Origin of the sequence: Lentilactobacillus hilgardii, from assembly GCF_009832765.1 — a bacterium.
Lineage (GTDB): Bacteria > Bacillota > Bacilli > Lactobacillales > Lactobacillaceae > Lentilactobacillus > Lentilactobacillus hilgardii.
In genome coordinates this window covers 210,853-230,373 of record NZ_CP047121.1, presented here as the reverse complement: position 1 = coordinate 230,373, position 19,521 = coordinate 210,853, and the positions used below count along the sequence as shown (strand labels likewise).

General features: G+C 39.5%; 14 protein-coding genes. 6 read left to right on the top strand and 8 right to left on the bottom strand.

The window, feature by feature from the left end; translation table 11 throughout:
- Positions 1–133: 133 nt before the first annotated feature.
- Together GQR93_RS01045 and GQR93_RS01040 are read left to right on the top strand one after the other, a co-directional pair.
- Complete coding sequence (locus tag GQR93_RS01045) at positions 134–781, top strand: helix-turn-helix transcriptional regulator (RefSeq protein WP_035444223.1); 648 nt, start codon at positions 134–136, stop codon at positions 779–781.
- 567 nt (positions 782–1,348) lie between these two features.
- Positions 1,349–1,918 (top strand): NUDIX hydrolase, encoded by a 570-nt coding sequence (locus GQR93_RS01040; RefSeq protein ID WP_003551425.1) that lies wholly within the window; start codon positions 1,349–1,351, stop codon positions 1,916–1,918.
- 125 nt (positions 1,919–2,043) lie between these two features.
- Here GQR93_RS01040 and GQR93_RS01035 read toward each other — a convergent pair whose 3' ends face one another.
- Together GQR93_RS01035 and GQR93_RS01030 are read right to left on the bottom strand one after the other, a co-directional pair.
- Positions 2,044–3,315 (bottom strand): dihydroorotase, encoded by a 1,272-nt coding sequence (locus GQR93_RS01035; protein WP_003551423.1) that lies wholly within the window; start codon positions 3,313–3,315, stop codon positions 2,044–2,046.
- Positions 3,316–3,382: 67 nt separating this feature from the next.
- The gene (locus tag GQR93_RS01030) at positions 3,383–4,330 is read right to left on the bottom strand and encodes an aspartate carbamoyltransferase catalytic subunit (RefSeq protein WP_003551421.1); all 948 of its coding nucleotides are present in this window, start codon (positions 4,328–4,330) and stop codon (positions 3,383–3,385) included.
- Between the two features lie 566 nt (positions 4,331–4,896).
- On the opposite strand from GQR93_RS01030, the gene GQR93_RS01025 reads away from it, so the two are divergent.
- Both GQR93_RS01025 and carB read left to right on the top strand, forming a co-directional pair.
- Positions 4,897–5,958, top strand: coding sequence for a carbamoyl phosphate synthase small subunit (locus GQR93_RS01025; protein ID WP_187117500.1), 1,062 nt, complete (start codon positions 4,897–4,899; stop codon positions 5,956–5,958).
- A complete protein-coding gene (gene carB, locus GQR93_RS01020) occupies positions 5,958–9,023 on the top strand; it encodes a carbamoyl-phosphate synthase large subunit (RefSeq protein WP_003551416.1) in 3,066 nt (1,021 codons plus the stop codon). The genes GQR93_RS01025 and carB overlap by 1 nt, the downstream gene beginning before the upstream one ends.
- Before the next feature lie 98 nt (positions 9,024–9,121).
- Here carB and GQR93_RS01015 read toward each other — a convergent pair whose 3' ends face one another.
- Positions 9,122–9,715 carry a PAS domain-containing protein gene (locus tag GQR93_RS01015; protein WP_003551414.1) on the bottom strand — a complete coding sequence of 198 codons (594 nt, stop codon included), beginning with the start codon at positions 9,713–9,715 and terminating at the stop codon, positions 9,122–9,124.
- 138 nt (positions 9,716–9,853) lie between these two features.
- Complete coding sequence (locus tag GQR93_RS01010; protein ID WP_003551412.1) at positions 9,854–10,627, bottom strand: acetoin reductase; 774 nt, start codon at positions 10,625–10,627, stop codon at positions 9,854–9,856.
- 343 nt (positions 10,628–10,970) lie between these two features.
- On the opposite strand from GQR93_RS01010, the gene GQR93_RS01005 reads away from it, so the two are divergent.
- Positions 10,971–11,327, top strand: a complete 357-nt coding sequence (locus GQR93_RS01005; RefSeq protein ID WP_035444222.1) for a hypothetical protein — start codon at positions 10,971–10,973, stop codon at positions 11,325–11,327.
- Positions 11,328–11,398: 71 nt separating this feature from the next.
- On the opposite strand, the gene GQR93_RS01000 is transcribed toward GQR93_RS01005, so the two are convergent.
- Complete coding sequence (locus tag GQR93_RS01000; RefSeq protein ID WP_003551407.1) at positions 11,399–12,487, bottom strand: PTS transporter subunit IIC; 1,089 nt, start codon at positions 12,485–12,487, stop codon at positions 11,399–11,401.
- 860 nt (positions 12,488–13,347) lie between these two features.
- On the opposite strand from GQR93_RS01000, the gene GQR93_RS00990 reads away from it, so the two are divergent.
- Entirely contained in the window at positions 13,348–15,198 is a 1,851-nt protein-coding gene (locus GQR93_RS00990) for a VIT1/CCC1 transporter family protein (protein WP_003551403.1), read from the top strand.
- Between the two features lie 80 nt (positions 15,199–15,278).
- Here GQR93_RS00990 and GQR93_RS00985 read toward each other — a convergent pair whose 3' ends face one another.
- The 3 genes from GQR93_RS00985 to GQR93_RS00975 all read right to left on the bottom strand — a co-directional run bounded on the left by GQR93_RS00985 (position 15,279) and on the right by GQR93_RS00975 (position 19,414).
- A complete protein-coding gene (locus tag GQR93_RS00985) occupies positions 15,279–16,730 on the bottom strand; it encodes an MFS transporter (protein WP_003551401.1) in 1,452 nt (483 codons plus the stop codon).
- A 243-nt stretch (positions 16,731–16,973) separates the two neighbouring features.
- Positions 16,974–17,159, bottom strand: a complete 186-nt coding sequence (locus GQR93_RS00980; RefSeq protein WP_003551400.1) for a hypothetical protein — start codon at positions 17,157–17,159, stop codon at positions 16,974–16,976.
- A 296-nt stretch (positions 17,160–17,455) separates the two neighbouring features.
- Complete coding sequence (locus tag GQR93_RS00975; RefSeq protein ID WP_035444220.1) at positions 17,456–19,414, bottom strand: glycoside-pentoside-hexuronide (GPH):cation symporter; 1,959 nt, start codon at positions 19,412–19,414, stop codon at positions 17,456–17,458.
- Positions 19,415–19,521 lie beyond the last annotated feature (107 nt).

The following is a 19,521-nucleotide window of genomic DNA, read 5'->3' as shown; positions in this document are numbered from 1 at the left end:
CTACTTAGACAAATAGAAAGCGATTTATGAGTTTTGAAGTTATCGGTTTTCGGTTAAAGTTTGCATAATGAAGAGCAAAATTATATGTTCAAAATTTCATGACACAAAATTATTGATTATGAAGGTAATAATTATGACTGAACTATCAAAAAAAATAAAACAATATCGCAAAGAAAAAAACTTAACTCAAAAACAATTAGCCGAAAAAATGTTTGTTTCCAGAAAGTTAATTTCAAATTGGGAAAACGGGCGCAACTTTCCAGATTTTCGAGCTATGATTCGATTAAGTGAAATTTTCGAAATTAAAATTGATGACTTATTAAAAAACGATAACAAAGTAATTGAACATTTCGATGACCAAGGTAAACAGACAAAAAAAGACGGAAATATTCTGTGGGTTTGCTATAACTTAAACTTTTTATTTTTAATTTTGTCCTACATTCATATGTTCAGGCCTTTTGGATTTCACGCATCAATAATCCCCTTAAGCCTAATTATTAATATACTTGTTTTCTTTTCTCATTATTCAAATTGGGATTCCTTTAAAAAAAATCGGAAATTAGTTTTATCCATCATCTCTTTTACTATACTTTTGTTGATAAACGTGTTCTCAATGGTTCTTAATTTTAATTTTCAAAAATCTTTAAATCCTAATAATGTCATTGGAACTTTTGGAGCTGCAGCAGGGGAGTTCACACTGATCCTACTTATTACTTTCAGCATGACCTTAGCGATCTTCTTTCGCCCAGCCAAGGAAAAGGGACAACACAAAAATAAATAACCTGTATTATTCATACCTAATAAACGTTAGTTAGAATCGTCTGTATACCGGGTTTACGTTTGTTCTTTCGATAATCTTTTTAAATCGGCAAATTTATTTGTTTTCACCATCTCAATCTCGTTAATCTCTAAAAAGCGTAACTCAAATAAGCTTCATGGAATTCATTTTTAAAATTAGGCAATCAATTGATTTCAGTGATTGTCGAGTTGCTGAACGCTCCGAGAAATCTGATCAAAGATTGTCTGGTATACCTGCTGGGTACTTAACCTTAAATAAATTTATCGCTTCGTTTTTTGACAAAAATTGAATTATATTATTGCAAATAAGCACAGAATTTTGCAAAAAATTGTTATTAATTATTTGAGAATTATCCTCTTGGATTTAACTCCAGGTATTAGTTAAGTACAAACTAGCAATGTTAATAACGAAATCACATGAATTGTCTTTGGTTATTAGTTGTTTGATGGTTTTATTGCTGATGGGCTTGAGCTCAGTCTATTTCGGTATCATTATTTCTTACCCACAATTATGATATGATCAATATAGTCAGTACTTGGAGGTAGAAAAATGTTTGAAACATGGCATCGTCCTGGAAAAATTCTCAAGAAAAAGACCGTTTATTCCGGTCGGGTTTTCTCAGTTGATCAGTTGCATATTCAAACCCCTGATGGGCTAGAGGTTGAACGTGATCTCATTAAAACAGCCCCCACTATTACGATCTTGGCCATGACCGAAGATGAAGAAATTTTGATGACAAGCGAATATCGTGCTGGTGTTAACAGTGATTCCGTATCAGTACCGGCTGGCATTGTTAACCCTGGTGAAACCAGTGAACAGGCCGCCAAACGTGAACTGCAGGAAGAAACCGGCTACGTAGCCGAATCCGTTGCCAAGATGACACGAATTACGTCATCAGAGGGCTTCATGGATCAATTTGCAGATCTTATGCTCATTAAATTTGATCCAACGAAACGCGTTCAAAAACATTTTGATGCGGATGAATTTGTAAATAGTCACTTAGTTCCTTTAAAACGGGTTCTGAACTGGATTAAGGACGGAAAAGTCAATACTGCGCAGGCAGTTATCCGCAGTCAGTTATTACATGCTGTTTCTAAAATGAAAGGTTCTGTAGTGTGAACCGAGACTTTTAAACTCTCGGTTTGCACTACAGAACCTTTTTTGCTTTTTATAGACATTTAATTGTTTGATGCTTATCTAATGAGGCTTTCTTAAAACCCGTTTTTAAGTAAACCCAACTATCATTATTTCTTATAAACAACTTTTCCATCTACCAGCGTCATAACCGTATCACCAAACACTGTAGCGCCGGTGAAAGGTGAGTTCTTCCCTTTTGAAAGATACTCACTTTCCTTAATAACATGTGGTTCGTCCAAATCGAATACCGCAATATCTGCCGGCTTTCCAATTTCAAGATTACCAGCTGCCTTCATTTTAAATACCGCTGCCGGCTTCTTTGCCATCCAATTAATCAGTTGCTCAAGCGTAAAGCGGCCAGTCTTAACAAACGCTGTATAAAGCGTGCTGAAAGCTGTTTCACTACCGGTAATGCCGAAGGCTGCAGTTGCAATCGATTTGTCCTTATCCGCCTTGGTATGGGGTGCATGATCCGTGGCAATCATATCAATCGTGCCGTCAAGCAAGCCTTCGATTAAAGCCTGTCGATCATCTTCACCGCGCAATGGTGGATTCATTTTATAGTATGAATTGTCTTCTTTAATATCCTCATCCGATAATAATAAATGATGTGGCGTTACTTCGGCAGTCACATTAATACCGGCCCTTTTTGCCTCTCTAATCAAGGCAACCGTGTGCTTTGAGGATGCATGACAGATGTGATAATGAACACCCGTTGCCTGTGCCAACACAACGTCCCTGGCAGCTTGCGCCGTTTCACTCACCCAAGGCATTGCTTTAACATGCAATCGTTTAGCAGCACCATCGTTCAAAACGCCACCATAACTCAACTCATCATCTTGAACGTGTTCAACAATGGTCATATCCAATTCAGCCGCCTGTTGCATGGCTTCATACATCGTACTGCTTTTTTGAATACCATTTCCATCGTTACTAAATGCAAATGCGCCATCTTGCTTGAGAGCAGAGAAATCAACCAATTCATCGTCTTCACGATTAGTCGTAATCGTCGCATATTGTTTAATATGAACGACCCCGTCTTTTCGATTTAACGCCATGATATCTTCAAGATGTTTGGGACTATCCGGTGCCGGTGTCAGGTTAGGCATTGCACAAACTGTGGTAAAACCACCATGTGCCGCTGCTTGACTTCCGGTCTTGATAGTTTCCTTGTCTTCCTGCCCTGGTTGCCGATAATGAACATGGACATCAACTAAACCCGCGCTCACAAAGTGATTTTTAGCATCAATAACTTCATTAACATCATCAATCTTGATATCAGGTTCAATTGCTTTAATTAATCCATCTTCAATTAGGATATCCCGCTGAACAAGTTTGCTGCCGTCAAGAACCCGGCCATTTGCAATTACACGTTTCATTTTATGTCAAAATCCCTTCGCTTATGAGGTTATGTTAATTTACTTCATTAATATAGGAAGTCGTTTTTTAGTATTCGCTTTTTACAAGTCCGCGATAACGGAGCATGCTGGTCATAATGGCCATTCGGACGAAGACACCGTTTTCCATCTGACGGAAGATACGGGATTTATCACATTCAACCAACTCATCAGCAATTTCTACGCCTCGGTTAACAGGAGCCGGATGCATGATAATTGAATGTTCCGGCATTCTTTGTTCACGTGCATGAGTTAAACCATAAACCTTATGATAACGTTCTGCAGAGAAACTGCCGTTTTTGTCCACGGCAATTCGTTCGTGTTGAACCCGGAGAAACATCATAACATCCATTCGTGATACCAAGTCATCGATAGGCATCCATTCACCATACTTCTGGAAGTCTTCTGTATACCATTCCTTAGGGCCGCCGAAGAAAACGTGGGCCCCTAATTTTGTCAAAACTTCCATATTTGAACGAGCAACGCGGGAATGAGTCAAGTCACCAACGATAGCAACGTTTAATCCTTCAAAATGACCAAACTCTTCATAAATTGTCATCATATCAAGTAATGATTGTGATGGATGTTGTCCCGAACCATCGCCACCATTGGCAATTCCCAAATGAACGTTGGGATCTTCAATCAAGTCCTTGTAATATTCATTCTTTTTGTCACGAATAGCTACAACGTCAGCACCAATTGCTTGGAAAGTCTTAACTGTGTCGCCCATTGATTCACCTTTCTTAAGTGAACTGTTTGATGGGTCGAAGTTCAAAACCTGAAGGCCAAGCTTGCGTTCTGCCATTTCGAAGCTGGTATGGGTCCGTGTGCTGCTTTCAAAAAACAGGTTTGCGGCATATACCGGCCGGGCCAATTCAACTTGCTTGCCCTGCTTAAATTCAATGGCCTCATGAATAAATGACATCACGTCTTCAGCTGAAAGGTCTTCCATACTAACAACATTTTCAAAACTTACGGGTTTGGTGATTTGCATCATAGTGAATTCCTCCTAAAAAGTTAAGCGCCTTGCCGTGTTCGCAAAGCGCCCTTTAGTGGAGTGAAATCACTAATTTAGACGTTTTGCTCTCACGGAAACAATTAAATCGTCGTTACAGTCAACATATTTGCATTAAAAAACCTCTTTACCGCCGTTGGGTAAAGAGGTTGTAGTTTCTCCCAAGTTAGACTTAGGTTCACCGATTCCTTCTTAACCTCACGGGGTTAATATTAAAGGTCTTTCAATTCGTTGTTAAAATCATATGACATTTTTGAAGAAAACACAAGCTTATTTTTAAAAAAGTTTTTGAAAATGTTTATTTATCCAAGAATGACAAGAAATTGAATATCGGTCATTTTCTTATGTATATATAACGCCATTTACAAGCTTTCTTTCATTTTAATATATATTCATAAGAAAAAATATTTCTTCATAAAAATCCATATATGGCTTTTTTTTGCATAAAACGACTTGACAATTCCTTTAAAAGCTTCTATCTTTATGTATCAAAAGCGTTAGCTGCTCATACCGCTTGCATGTTAGGAACAAAACTAGGAGGTTCGGAAATGAAAAAATATCTAACTCTAGAGAATGGAGATGTCTTTGTTGGGGAAGCCTGCGGAGACTTAGGCGCCGAAATTGAAGGCGAATTAGTTTTCACAACCAACATGACAGGTTATCAAGAAAACTTGACGGATCCGTCTTATAAAAATCAAATCATTACATTTACGTATCCACTGATTGGTAATTACGGTGTCTCACTTGGCACCAGTCAGTCAGACAAGGTTCAAGCTTCAGCAGTTGTTGTTCGTGAAATGACTGATGAAGTCTATCACTATCAAAGTGTTATCTCATTAGACGCATTTCTGAAGCAACAAAAAGTTCCAGCAATCAGCGGTATTGACACTCGGCAGCTAACCAAGATTATTCGTCAATATGGAACAATGAAAGCTAGTTTAACAAACCAACCTGTTAACGCTAAGGAGGCTGAAATGGCTCATCAATCCGCCATTGTTAAATCAGCAACTCGTTCTGTTACGGACGGTAAAGAGAATGAACACGTTGTCGTTATTGACTTCGGTGTTAAATCTAACATCGTAAGGTCATTACAACGTCCTGAAATTGATGTTACGGTTGTTACACCCGAATCAACATTTGAAGACATCTCAGAACTTCATCCTACAGGAATTCTCTTATCCAACGGTCCTGGCGATCCAACAGATTATTCAGATTTTCTCCCAGTTATTCAAAAACTTCAGGAACAATATCCAATCTTCGGTATTTGTTTGGGACATCAGTTACTCGCGCTTGCGAATGGTGCTACTACTTACAAGATGACATTCGGTCATCGTGGCAGTAACCATCCTGTTAAAGATTTAATCACTGGTGACATTTATATGACTTCTCAAAATCACGGGTATGCAGTTGATATTGATTCAGTTAAGTCAACGCCTCTTGAAGTGACCGCACTTGAGGTTAACGATAAGACGTGTGAAGGACTGCGCTATCCCGGAAGACCGATTTTCTCAGTGCAATACCATCCGGAAGCTGCACCGGGACCACACGACGCAAAACCATTATTTGATAAGTTCATCGATTTAATGCATGTCAATGGAGGGGTTCATTAATGCCAAAGAGAGAAGATATTAAAAAAGTTTTGATTATTGGTTCCGGTCCAATCGTGATCGGTCAAGCCGCAGAATTCGATTATGCCGGTAGCCAAGCATGTTTGAGTTTGCGCGAAGAAGGTTATTCCGTTATCTTGGTTAACTCAAATCCAGCAACAATTATGACTGATAATGAGATTGCAGATAAAGTCTACCTTGACCCATTAACGGTTCCGAGTTTGAAGAAGATTCTTGAAAAAGAACATCCTGATGCGATTCTGCCTACCCTGGGTGGTCAAACAGGCCTTAACTTGGCTGTTGAGTTAGCTAAGGACGGTATCTTGGATAAACTTGGAATCGAATTATTGGGTACAAGCTTACACACCATCAACCAAGCCGAAGACCGTGAACAATTCAAGGATTTGATGAAAGAACTTCATCAACCAATTCCAGATTCAAAAACCGTCTACAATTTAGAGGACGGTCTTGATTTTGCACATGAAATTGACTACCCGGTTATTATCCGACCAGCTTACACACTAGGCGGTACCGGTGGCGGCATTGCTCATAACGATGACGAAATGAAGACCATTTTAAACCGTGGCTTAACAATGTCTCCATCAACTGAATGCTTGGTTGAAAAAAGCATCGCCGGTTATAAAGAAATTGAATTTGAAGTTATGCGTGACCACCATGGCAGCTCAATCATCGTCACTGGTATGGAAAACTTCGATCCAGTCGGTGTTCATACTGGCGACTCAATTGTCTTCGCGCCAACCCAGACTCTCACAGATAAGGAATATCAACGCTTACGTGACGCTTCATTGACTATCGTGAACGCTTTAAAAATCGAAGGGGGCTGTAACGTTCAGCTGGCACAGGATCCAACCAGCGAAAACTACTACGTGATTGAAGTGAACCCGCGTGTGAGTCGTTCTTCTGCATTAGCTTCTAAAGCAACCGGTTATCCGATTGCTAAAATCGCCGCCAAAATTGCGGTTGGTTTGAATCTTGATGAAATCATCAATCCGATTACTCAAACAACCTATGCCATGTTTGAACCTGCACTGGATTACGTTGTCGCAAAAATTCCACGCTTTGCGTTTGATAAATTCACAAACGCCGATCGCAAACTGGGAACTCAAATGAAAGCAACCGGTGAGGTGATGGCAATCGGCGGTACCATTGAGGAGTCACTTCTCAAAGCCGTTCAATCATTAGAGTTGGACAAGCAGGCTCAGTGTGATCTTATCCCTGACTACACTCGTCAAATGTCACTTGGCGATTTGATCGAAAAAATTAAAACGCCAACTGATTATCGTTTATTCGAATTGTTTGCAGCCATTGGGAAGGGTGCAACAATCGAACAGATTCATCGTTCAACTAAAATCGATCTTTATTTTCTTTCAAAGCTTGAAAACATTATCAAAATGCAACAACAACTTACAGATGGCTTGTTGAGCTCCGATATGGTTCTGAAAGCTCGTAAAATGGGCTTTAATAATACCATGATCAAAGCCGTTCATCACGCAACGGATCACGAACTTGAAAAACTCGATAAAATGGCCGATCAACATTTGGTCTATAAGATGGTTGATACTTGTGCAGCTGAGTTCGAAAGTGAAACACCTTATTTCTACAGCACTATTGGAACTGAAAATGAAAGCCAGCCAATCGGAAACAGCATACTGGTTATTGGTGCCGGCCCGATTCGAATCGGCCAAGGGGTTGAATTCGATTATGCCACTGTCCACTGTGTTAAAGCTATTCAGGCAGCCGGAAAAAATGCCATTATTATTAACAACAACCCGGAAACCGTTTCAACCGACTTTTCAATTTCCGACAAACTCTATTTTGAACCATTGGATATCGACAGTGTCATGAACGTTATCAACTTGGAAAAACCTATGGGAGTTATTGTTGAGTTTGGTGGTCAAACCGCTATTAATTTGACTGAGGAATTGACTAAACACGGGGTTCAAATTCTTGGGACCTCCATGCACGGTATTGAGGAAACAGAAAATCGTCATGATTTTGAAGATTTACTCATTGACCAAAATATTGCCCATCCCCAAGGAGACACCGCAATGAATGGGCATGAAGCTCACGCAATTGCAAACAAGCTTGGTTATCCGGTTCTCGTTCGTCCCAGCTTCGTTCTTGGCGGAAAAGGGATGGCCGTTGTTCATAATGGTGAAGAACTCGATGAATATTTGGTTCCAGCCCTTAAAGCAAGCGCCGGCCAACCAATCCTAATCGATCAATATATTCCAGGAACCGAATGTGAAGTCGATATCTTAAGTGATGGTAAAGACGTCTTCGTTCCGGGGATTATGGAACATCTCGAAGGTTCCGGTATTCATTCAGGCGACTCAATTGCCATGTATCCACCACAGCACTTAACCGACGAACAAAAGGAAAAGATTGTCTCGATCGCAACCAAGATCGGCAAGAAGGTCCATGCGGTTGGTATGATGAATATCCAATTTATTTGTGCTAACGATGTTTATGTCATTGAAGTCAACCCTCGGGCTTCTCGAACCGTACCGTTCATGAGCAAGATTACCAAAATGCACTTGGCACAATTAGCAACACAATTAATTCTTGGTAAATCACTTGCTGAAATTGGACTGACACCCGGATTATATCCGGAGCCTACGAAGGTTTACGTTAAAGCACCGGTGTTCTCTTTCGCCAAGTTACCCGGTGCTCCAACGGCGCTTAGTCCAGAAATGAAGTCAACCGGTGAAGACATCGGTAGCGGCGAAACGTTACAGGAAGCTCTCCACAACGCCTTATTTGATAGTTACCATATTAATACGGATACGGTTGAAGGTACCGTCCTCATTTCAAAAGCCGACGCTGACGATCAGGAACTTGTAAACAAACTAGACCACAGTGATTTCGATGTTCAGGTTTATGAAAAAGATATGCCATGGCCAGATAAGCTTGCCTTTGCATTAAGCTCCCAAGATGAAACTGATGATGAAAAACAATTGGTTGCCAATGCTTTAAGTCATGAAATTCCAGTATTTACGGCTCAGGATACAGTTATGGGCATCTTTCAACCACAGCTCATTAAATAGATATTAGGTCATAAGATAAAAAACAAGCGAACCAGACAAAAGAGCTTATCCTCGTCTGGTTCGCTTGTTTTTTATAAATTTAGGTTATCAATATCAAATTAGGGAATCCAACGATCATCCTTCATACTTAAACGTGATGGCCCGGTTGTTGCATCACTTTTCTTCTCTGAATGAGCTTTTTCATTTCGAGAAGCTCCCGAAACGGCATCACCTTTTCCTGATGAGTCAGTTTCTCCATCCTTTGACGCACCTGTCGTGACATCCTGCTTCCAGGCGCCCTGATCAATCAGCTCCTTGAGATGATTAATTGTCCCTGTATATTCAATCGTGCCAAGATATTCACCCTTGTTATCCCGCACAGCATAATAATTAATATCAATTAATTTTCCATCCACATTCAACGGGATCTCAACATGTTGCTTCTCTCCCCTTTTGAATGAATCAATAACCGCTTGAGCACGGGCTGCAGCCGTCCCCGGATGAAGTTGCTGAAGCGTATCCTGTAGCTGAGAGGTAGACCGTGCATGCTCACGGTTGGGTTTATTAGAAAACCATTTAAACCGATCATTTACATCAATAAAATCAATATCAAACGGCAACACATTGAAGATTGCCTCAATCTGTTTTAATGAGAGTGCGCCGGTTTGAAACTGCACAACTGCATCTTTAATAAATGGATTAACTTCTGCCATTAATAAGCCATCTCTTTCAATTGTCAATTTTAATATCTCACTGATTATTATACGGCAAACATTAGCGTAACCATAAAAAAGGGATTGGACAAACAATACTTTTGTCTCAATCCCATTCCAACCGTAAAATGATCTTTATTATACGTATTTAATGCCGCCGTCAACCATAATTGCTTGACCAGTAATGTAATTGGCTTTATCACTTGCCAAGAACGAAACAAGATTGGCAACATCCTCAGGTTCCTCACCACGTCCCAACGCAATTCCAGATAGATATTGCTTCAAAGACTCACCTTTGGCTACATGGTTAACCTGACCCATTTCTTCATCAATTTGATCCCACATTGGTGTTAAAACAATGCCTGGGCAATAGGCATTAACTGTAATTTTATAACGTGCCAATTCCTTAGCAGCCGCCTGCGTTAATCCACGAATAGCAAACTTGGTTGCCGAATATGCACCCAACAATTCAAAACCTTCGTGACCGGCAATTGATGAAGCGTTAATAATCTTACCAGGTGTTTCCTGTTTACGAAATTGGGCTGCAGCTGCCTGAATGCCGAAGAATGTTCCCTTAACATTGATATCAAGTAATTTATCAAGGTCCTCTTCTTTAGTATTGCAAATCTGGGCAACATGAGCAATTCCGGCATTATTAACAAAAACATCCAAATGATCGAAATGCTCAACCGTTTTTTTCACTGAATCAAAAACCTGATCGCGGTATTGGACATCTGCTTCAATTGCATATGCTTGTCCACCATTCTTTTCAATATCATCGGCAACCCGCTGAACTTTATCCAAATGACGACCTGAAAGTGCAACAGCAAACCCATCGTCAGCTAATTGACGTGCAATTCCCTCACCGATTCCTTGACCGGCACCAGTAACCAAAGCAACTTTTTTTGACATGTTGTATAGCCTCCATCATTTTTGTGAATTCGTTAACTTTTATTCATCTCCAAAATTATATGACGGCTAGTTGTGAAACACAATACAAAGTTTTTACTAGTAAATTTTCACCAGTTATTTTACTAGAAACCCGTTAGAAAGCTTTTTTCATTCACTGAACTATCTTTATTTAGGAATCATTTTCCAACAACAGATTGATCATTATTTATGAACTTTGAAAAAGCAGTCATATTAATTGCTGTTTCTTATCAAAAAGAGTTGAATGTAGGTGGATAATGAGTTTAAAAATTGTTATTCGTTTATTGATACTTCTAGGGGAATTATCTTAAGGGAGGATTTTATCATGTTGGATGTTAAAAAATCATTAGATCGGTTAACTTGGAATACACAGCACCACTATGCCCATATTGAAGCACAACACGACTTTATTCGTGCATGGGCAGTTCAGTTTGAAATGGGCTATACAGACTTTCGAGTTGTCCAAATATCCTTACAATTAGACGGTGGTCAACATGAGTTATTGGCTCGTTTTGCTGCTGCATATGAAAAAGTTTATGATTATGAGTATGCATTCGCTGCTGGTGGTCTCGAAGGCTTCAATCAACAATATGGCGATAAAATTGCCGACTATAAACAAGCCGCAGATGATTTACTTAAAATCATCGATGAAATTCGGGCAATTAATGGTACTGTGAAATAATCACAAAAAAATCAGTCAGAGATTCCTCAAAGATTCCCTGACTGATTTTTTTGAAAAATTCAATGTATCAATTAGACAATTTCCAAATGTAATTGTTCATCCTTAACCCATTTAAGACCAAGAAGAACACGGTAAATAACAATTGAAATGATAGCCGGAACAACGACGCCCATTACCAAGTATGCAACCAACATAGGCATACTGGTTGAAGCCAGTGTAATTGGGGCAATAAGTGAGTTCAATCCCAAACCACCTAATGTAAATGGTACTTTAAATCCAAAGAACAACGTCGCAATCGGTGCCGCAACAACTGCTGCAATCATTGACGGCAACGCCAGCCTTGGATTCGCTAACAGATTAGGAAACTGTACTTTAGGCGTAATGACACCCTGGGCAATGTTTGTACCAATATCGTTTTGTCGCCATGAGATAACCGTAAAGCCAACAAACTGGGCAGTCGTCCCAATTAATGCTGCCCCTGCAGACAGCGGATCAAGCATAACAGCAACGGCTAGTGCTGCTGACGAAGCTGGTGTCATCAAAAAGATTGACCAGGCAAGTGAAACACACATTGACCCAAGCAATGGGTTCACCTTCATAGACTCGGCAATAAAAGCACTCAGCCAATTTAAGGCAGGCGTTGTGACACTGGCAAGGCCAAGACCGACAATTGAGCCCACAAGTGTTGCAGCTAAAGGTACAAGCATCATATCCAAAGGTGTTTTACCAGTTAAGTATTTTCCTACTAAAGCAGCAACCAGCCCTGCAGCAACCGCACTAATTGGCTGTCCAGTTGTAAAAATACCGGTTTGAGCTGCTTGAAACATTTGGTTACCCGTTGCGGTAGCAGCGTGAACACCATTTGCAATGAAATAAACGGCATTTGCCCCAACAGTTGCAGAAATCATAGAACTGAATAATACCAATGTGTTAGTCTTTAACTGTGAGGCAACGGCGGCACCGAAGGCCGGTGCCAGTAACCATTGTGCAATGGCACCGACTTGATGTAGTTGTGGCCAGTGAACAAAATTGGCAATTGATTGCGTTAATAATCCAATTCCCAGCATAACCAAAACGGCGTTAGAGACACCGGCAGAAACCAAATATACATAATCTTTAACGGTCAGCTTATTTGCTGGCTTATCAACAGATGAATCCATAAACAAAACCTCGATTCCTTATTTTTTACAATTGAATGAGAATAAAATGATAAAAATGAAATTATTCTAATATAAACACGGTAACGCGATAATGTCAACATGTCTTTTAGATACCATTATGAATTAGCGGCCTCTTAATTGGCTATGTATCAGTCATATCGGCTTATTGTTAAATATTCTGTTCCTTATTTATCTTCGATTATATTGATATGCGTCGTTCTCAAATTACCCAAAAGTAAGCTCAATGTTTTTTAGAATGTCCTTTTTTAAAAGCCGAAATACAATTCTTCTCATTTTTATTCTCATAATTCAAATTCAATAAGACATATCCTTTACAAAAAATGTCATGATGCTTTTGCGTTATTATTTTCGTAAATCACAATCAAGAAAGGATCCCCTCATAAAAAATGCAATCGTCACTGATATCATAAAGTTACGATCAAATCTCCAATACTCACTTGGCTTCTGGTAGTATGATCGAATTCGTTGACAATCCGCATAGTCTTGTTCGTCAGTACACAAAATTTGACGCTTTTACTAACGATTTTTATATGTCAATTGACCTTCGTGACAATTTTGTGAAATGCATTTCAAAATCAATCCACCAAGGCCTTTCAATTATTGAAATTATCGATACCTTAACTTTGGTCGCAGCACATTTTTCGAATGTTAGTTTCCTGACCGGGTGAATCAGACCGGTTGTCGAGACTTCACCTGGACTCAAAGGCACTTGTTATTCTTTGATAGCATCAAATTAAGGAACTCGGCGACTAACTATTTTGATGAATACCGGATTGTCTGAGAACTTCCATGTATAATGGAAGAAAGAAATCGTTTACTTTTGAAGGGAGTTAAACTTAATGCTGAGTTATTTTGCACTCATTACCCTGGTCGAAATATCAGGGCTAATCATTCCATATATCTGGCTGATGATTATTGCAAACCGTCGAGGGCGGATTTGGTCAACGATCGCGGTCATCATACTTTTTGTTGTAAGCTACATCAATACCTACTTCAGTTTGCCTGATCTTGCCTATCCATCGCTAATTGACGGCTGGCTAATGTGGCTGATCGGTGGGCTGATCGTTGTCGCTGTTTTGAAACGCTTCGTTTTTGGTGGTGACACCACACCAGCTCGTTCCGGACAGAGTAGTGATGGTATTATCGGTCAAACTATTTCCAGATTCACGGGAGCGTTTGGATGGTTGGGAAAGCTAGCCGTCGGAATTGTGCTTGCTGTTATTGTCTTTATTATCCTGGGAAGCGTGACACAATTGGTCACCAAAATGAATCCTCGACCAGCTGTGGAATCAATTAAAACCGACATTAATGACGATACAAAGAATGCGCCAATGCCGGTTATTAAAAACAGTTCGGAAACCCCGGTTGTTAATGCACCACAAACCGTTTCCACCGATATGAACAACTCCTTGAACAGTTTTAAAAATTCAAACGTCTATGATTTGAACCATATGCGTGTCCAGATGTACCGTAAAAAGATGGTTTATGTTGCCCCGGTTGAATTCTCCGGTGGCTTCTGGCGCTATATCCATTATCTAAAGGTCCCGGGATACTTTAGAACCGATGCAACAGATAAGAACGCCGATCCAAAGTTTGTCAGCCGGCCAATGAAATATACGCCAAGTGCCTACTTCAATAGTGATGCTGATCGCCGAATCAGTGCCCATAGTTTGGGATATTCAATGGTTGGTTCAACTTCTCAATTGGAAATTGATGACAAAGGGACGCCATACTACGTTCGAACGCTCGCAAAACCAATTTCATATTTAAACAGAAATTATGATTACAAGCACTATAAAGTTGCTGTATTAAATACAATTACAGGTAAAGTCAACGTATATTCTCCAAATAATGTGCCAAAGTTTGTCGATATTGCAGTGTCACCTGAATTGGTGTCTCAAGAAGTAAACTTATTTGGCCGCTATCGCCGAGGCTTTTGGAATGCGACAAGTTTTGGTGGTCATAGTGGTGTTATGCAGCCAACCAAGGCTGGTACCGAGGGTGGCGATCACCTAACGCCTTATGCCTATAAGGGTCGTGTATACTACTTTACTGGTATGACCAGTGTTAATGCCCATCAAAGTTCAATCTTGGGTTACGCGTTCGTAGATGCCCGAACCAATACACTTCACTATTACAGAGAGCATGGAAACGTTATGACACCTGAACGAGCTATCTCATATGCACAACAGGACATTAACCCACAGAATTATCGTGGTACATTGCCATTACTTTATCGGATTAATGGTGATCCAACCTGGGTTGTTTCAATGCTTGATCGAGATAATAATTCCTTTATGAAGTTTGTTTACCTGCTTGCTGATGGTAATAACCAAAGCGGTACTTATGCAATTGGTGATGATGCACAAAGTACACTCGCATTATTTAACCAACGGCTTGAGGCTAAAACGGGCGTGACAGTTGCACAGCCAAGTGGCAAAACGATTTCAGGAACCATCAACAGAATTGTCAGAACAACCGATAATAAATTAATGTTTATTTTGAAAGACAATAACCAGGTTTATCAACTGGATACCTCTGCCAAAGGATTCAAACCAATTTACGAGTTTATTTCAGAGGGTGATAAGGTTAGTTTCAAAGCCGAATCGGGCAGCAATGACGGCTTATCAACCGCAAATGTTTCCCTATCAACCTTTAAAGATCAATCTCTAGACACAACCAAAAAATAATCAAAACAAAAACATTAAAAAAGCAGGATTTGCAAACCCGATTTGTCGGGTTTGCGAATCCTGCTTTTCTTATACTTTAGTTAGTTTTCGGTTGTTTGAGCAGCTTCAGAATTTTTCAACTGATATTTTTCATGTTCAAGCTTTTGTGCCCAAACGTTAATAGCGAGTGAAATCAACATTAAGCCAAGTGATAAAACCATAATGTTATGTAGGCCGTTAAACAAAATAGCCCTCATTTGTGGAATGAGATTTTGAGGCAAACCGCCAATGTTTGTCGCATCGCTCAATTTATTCATCATTTGCATCGTAATTCGGCCACCGGACTGAATGACACCATTCTTCAAAGCATGGTTAAGAATAATGCCAAAAATAGAAGCCGTAAAGGTTTGACTCAACATTCTAATTAAGAAACTAAAAGAAGTTGCGATTGGAACATCCTGCATGTCCGCATCCTGTTGAACTTTGATTTGCAATTCATTAAAGCAGGCCCCATTACCGAAGCCTTCAAAGGCACCAGCAATCAGTAAAATCCAATAAGGCGTTTTAACACCGGCAAAAACTAATAGTGCAAACGATATAATTAACGTCAGAATACCAACTGCAACTACCCTTTGAGGAGTTAAAAACCGCCTCATCGGTGCCACTGTCCCTGATCCTAAAAAGTCAGTGACTGATCCGGGGATTTGAGTAGCACCACCTATAAGCGCACTTGTTCCAAGCAGTCCTTGCGCCCACATCGGACTATAAATCAAGAAACCGATAAAAGCACCCCAAATAAGTGTAAACAAGGCAAAATCAATCATTAATGGCCGATTCCTAAACAGCCTGCTTGGAATAATCGGATCTGTAACTCGATCTTCATTCCGAAACATGATGATCAAAACGATAACCGCAAACCCAATTAAACCCGCAACAATCAACCAGTTAACAGTACCGATAAATTCGATCCCGGTTAACAGTGCGACCAGCCCAACTGTCATTAACGCAGCCCCGGCATAATCAACAGGGCTGGTTTGATGCTTTTGCTCCTCCATTCGATAATACATTTGAACAAAGAAAATCGAAATAAGCCCAATCGGAACATTTAAATAAAAAACCCAATGCCAGCTAAAGGTATCAACAATATATCCACCAACTAACGGCCCAATGATAGTGGCCATGCTATAACTAGCGGAAACAAATCCAAGAACTTGCATACGTTTGCGAGGATTGGAATACATTCGAGCATAAATAATATACGGCAGCGAAATCATACCACCGTTTCCAATCCCCATCAAAGTTCGTGCACATATTAAGAAAATAATATTTGGTGACATCCCTTGTAAGAATGATCCAATCACAAAGAAGGATGCCGCCAACTGATAACTCTTCTTGTTGCCAATATGTTCACCGAGTTTACTCCACAGCGGTGTGCTAACAGCTGTTCCCAAGAGAAACACGGCCACAATCCAGCCGATCAATTCAATTCCATGAAGATCGGAAATAATTGCAGGCAATGCAGTATTGATGATCGTATTATCAAGTCCACCCATTGCATTTGATAACAGTAACGCGCACGTTACGATCAAAACATCGCGTTTTGACACAGCATTCCCCTCTTTTCATTTTTAAGCTTCCTTTCCATAGTACAACTTTTATCAAGATTACAAAATGGATGACTGTATTTTAAACAAAATAAAAACGTCACTGTCACATGGCAGCAACGTTTCATTTCAGATCATCCCTGACTGGTTTTTCTTTGCTAAACCGACTATCAGGTTTCCCCTGACCATTTTTCATAGTTTCTTTTTCTTAATATAGCTCTTAATGACATCAGCAATGGCAGAACTTAATAAAATCAACGCAACAATATTAATTATTGCTACTGTTAAAAACATAGCTAAACGACTTGAAAAAGTTAGCTGAGTGGTACTGAAAACCAGAAGAATGCCAATCACCAACTTTAGAAAAAATTTGATCATCACTAACACCTTCTCATAATTTCATCATAAGAAACGGTCATAATCGTTTCTTTTACTCGTCAATCGCATCCAAATATCGAACCTGCTTCAATCCAATTTCATTTTAATCCTAAAATGATTAAGCTACAATTTGCATAAAAGATAGATAAGATGTCACCATCTTAGATCAAATTAATAAGTCATTGTATCACTGATTTTATTTAAAATAATAAAAACAATCCCCCAAACCTGTTATTAACAAACAGGGTTCAAGGGATTGCTGTCACGTTATGAACGATTATATCTAATTAGGACATTTAATCTTTTTTCTCATTTGGGTTCGATAAGTTTAAAATCTCCTCACCATGAGTAACATCGCCAGTATCTTTGATGTAATTGAACGCTTTAATGTCTTTGTAATTAGTAATTACAACCATGACAGTATCATCGTAACCGGCTTTCTTAATAGCAGGTTGCCAGAATTCAATCAACTCTTGACCCTGTTTGACACGTTGTCCCTTATCTACATACTGAACAAATCCGGTACCTTCCATCTTAACAGTGCCAATTCCGATGTGAATCAGTGTCAGAATACCATCATCCGAACGCAAACCAATCGCATGACGAGTTGGGAACGTTGCTTCAACAACACCGTCAAATGGTGCAAAGACTTTACCATCCGTTGGCTTAACAGCAAATCCTTTACCCATATTACCTGAAGCGAAGTTCTCATCAGAAACATCTGAAAGGGAAATCAGTGTTCCGGTAATAGGTGACTGATATGAAGTCGTCGTTGCAGCAACTTTCTTTTCGATATCCTGCATCGATTCTTCACCGTTTGTTTCCAAATGCTCGTGCCAAGTTTTCTCAAGCTCATCAACAATCTTGGCGTGCTCTTTTTCATCCAAAGTAATCTTTTTAAAGAAGATAAATGTTCCGGTCAACATTAGTAATGCTGGAACACCAAACATGAACAGTTTGAAAACAAGGTGACCCTGGTTAGTGATACTACCAGCTGTGGCACCAGCAGTCATTCCGGCAAGAACAGCAGCAGCTCCAACAACCCAGTTTGAAACGGCCCCGCCTAATTTATCAAGTAATGGACGAACAGCCAATGTCAGTGATTCATCACGGTGTCCGAATTTTAATTGTCCATATTCAACTGAATCACTGATAATCATTAAGACAACCAAGAAAATCAATGGTTGTGGGATATAGAACATCACTGCGGCGATCAAAACCAGGATTAATGAAGAACCTGCAAAAGCAAAGATCAACATCGCGAGTAGCATTAAGCCAATGCAGTAGAAGAATACATTTCGACGACTAAACTTTTGAGCCAATGGTGGGAAAAGTAAGACAGCTACAATTCCGACAACCATATTTAATCCCATTAGCCACGAATATTGACCGGGTTTTCCCATGATATACGTGAAATAATAAAGCTGACAAGCGTTCGTAATTTGAATACCTGCTGTATAAAGACCGTAAGTCAAGGAAAGCCACATCAATTGATCATTACGTGCCAATACTTTAAAGACATCTCTTAAACGAGTTTTTTCGGTATTCTTTCGGAGTAATGAATCATTTTCTTTAGTACCCAATGCAACAACAACGGCCGATAGCCAGGAAATCAAAGCGATGGTAGCGGCAAACATAAACCAGCCTCTTAAATCACCTTGACCATGATTCTTGTTAATTGAGAAGAAGACAACTAGGGGCATGACAATAACACCAACGATATTTGCCCCAATATTTGAGCCCACACGAGCAAATGTTGCTGTTCTCTCACGCTCGGCAGAATCAAATGAAATCGCAGGAATCATTGACCAAAAACCAACATCTTTAAATGAATAGAAAATATCCATTGTAATGTACAGAAATGCAAAAATCACCAAGTATAAAACCGGGTTTGAAACATTCAATCCAAACATGTTACTGAATAAAATAGCCAAGGCTATCGAACCGATAGTCCCACCAGCTAAAATCCAGGGCTTAAAATGACCCCATTTAGTATTGGTATTATCAATTGCATTCCCAATGAAAGGATCAATTAACAATTCAACAAATCGCAGAGAACCAATAATAAATGTAATGAAGAAGATCATTTTGTCATTACTTGCACTACTATTTTTATCAAATAGATGAGAAGTAATAAAAATCATAAAATAAGTAGACAGGGTCGCATAGAACATATCATGGCCGAACGCACCAAATGAGTACGACAACCGTGACGTAATTTTGCGGCCAGTAGTTTCACCAGTATTACTTGCCATAAAGGATGCCTCCATAAAGATAAGATTAAATAAAATAATTGCTAATTTGAATGTAAACGTTTACAGTGTAAATGTCAAACGATTTTATTAAAGTATTTAGTCTCCTT

What these genes read in the sequence shown, in the direction of transcription:
- GQR93_RS01045 (WP_035444223.1), top strand. Translation starts at nt 134, where the DNA reads ATGACTGAACTATCAAAAAAAATAAAACAATATCGCAAAGAAAAAAAC.
- GQR93_RS01040 (WP_003551425.1), top strand. Translation starts at nt 1,349, where the DNA reads ATGTTTGAAACATGGCATCGTCCTGGAAAAATTCTCAAGAAAAAGACC.
- GQR93_RS01035 (WP_003551423.1), bottom strand. Translation starts at nt 3,315, where the DNA reads ATGAAACGTGTAATTGCAAATGGCCGGGTTCTTGACGGCAGCAAACTT.
- GQR93_RS01030 (WP_003551421.1), bottom strand. Translation starts at nt 4,330, where the DNA reads ATGATGCAAATCACCAAACCCGTAAGTTTTGAAAATGTTGTTAGTATG.
- GQR93_RS01025 (WP_187117500.1), top strand. Translation starts at nt 4,897, where the DNA reads ATGAAAAAATATCTAACTCTAGAGAATGGAGATGTCTTTGTTGGGGAA.
- carB (WP_003551416.1), top strand. Translation starts at nt 5,958, where the DNA reads ATGCCAAAGAGAGAAGATATTAAAAAAGTTTTGATTATTGGTTCCGGT.
- GQR93_RS01015 (WP_003551414.1), bottom strand. Translation starts at nt 9,715, where the DNA reads ATGGCAGAAGTTAATCCATTTATTAAAGATGCAGTTGTGCAGTTTCAA.
- GQR93_RS01010 (WP_003551412.1), bottom strand. Translation starts at nt 10,627, where the DNA reads ATGTCAAAAAAAGTTGCTTTGGTTACTGGTGCCGGTCAAGGAATCGGT.
- GQR93_RS01005 (WP_035444222.1), top strand. Translation starts at nt 10,971, where the DNA reads ATGTTGGATGTTAAAAAATCATTAGATCGGTTAACTTGGAATACACAG.
- GQR93_RS01000 (WP_003551407.1), bottom strand. Translation starts at nt 12,487, where the DNA reads ATGGATTCATCTGTTGATAAGCCAGCAAATAAGCTGACCGTTAAAGAT.
- GQR93_RS00990 (WP_003551403.1), top strand. Translation starts at nt 13,348, where the DNA reads ATGCTGAGTTATTTTGCACTCATTACCCTGGTCGAAATATCAGGGCTA.
- GQR93_RS00985 (WP_003551401.1), bottom strand. Translation starts at nt 16,730, where the DNA reads ATGGGTGGACTTGATAATACGATCATCAATACTGCATTGCCTGCAATT.
- GQR93_RS00980 (WP_003551400.1), bottom strand. Translation starts at nt 17,159, where the DNA reads ATGATCAAATTTTTTCTAAAGTTGGTGATTGGCATTCTTCTGGTTTTC.
- GQR93_RS00975 (WP_035444220.1), bottom strand. Translation starts at nt 19,414, where the DNA reads ATGGCAAGTAATACTGGTGAAACTACTGGCCGCAAAATTACGTCACGG.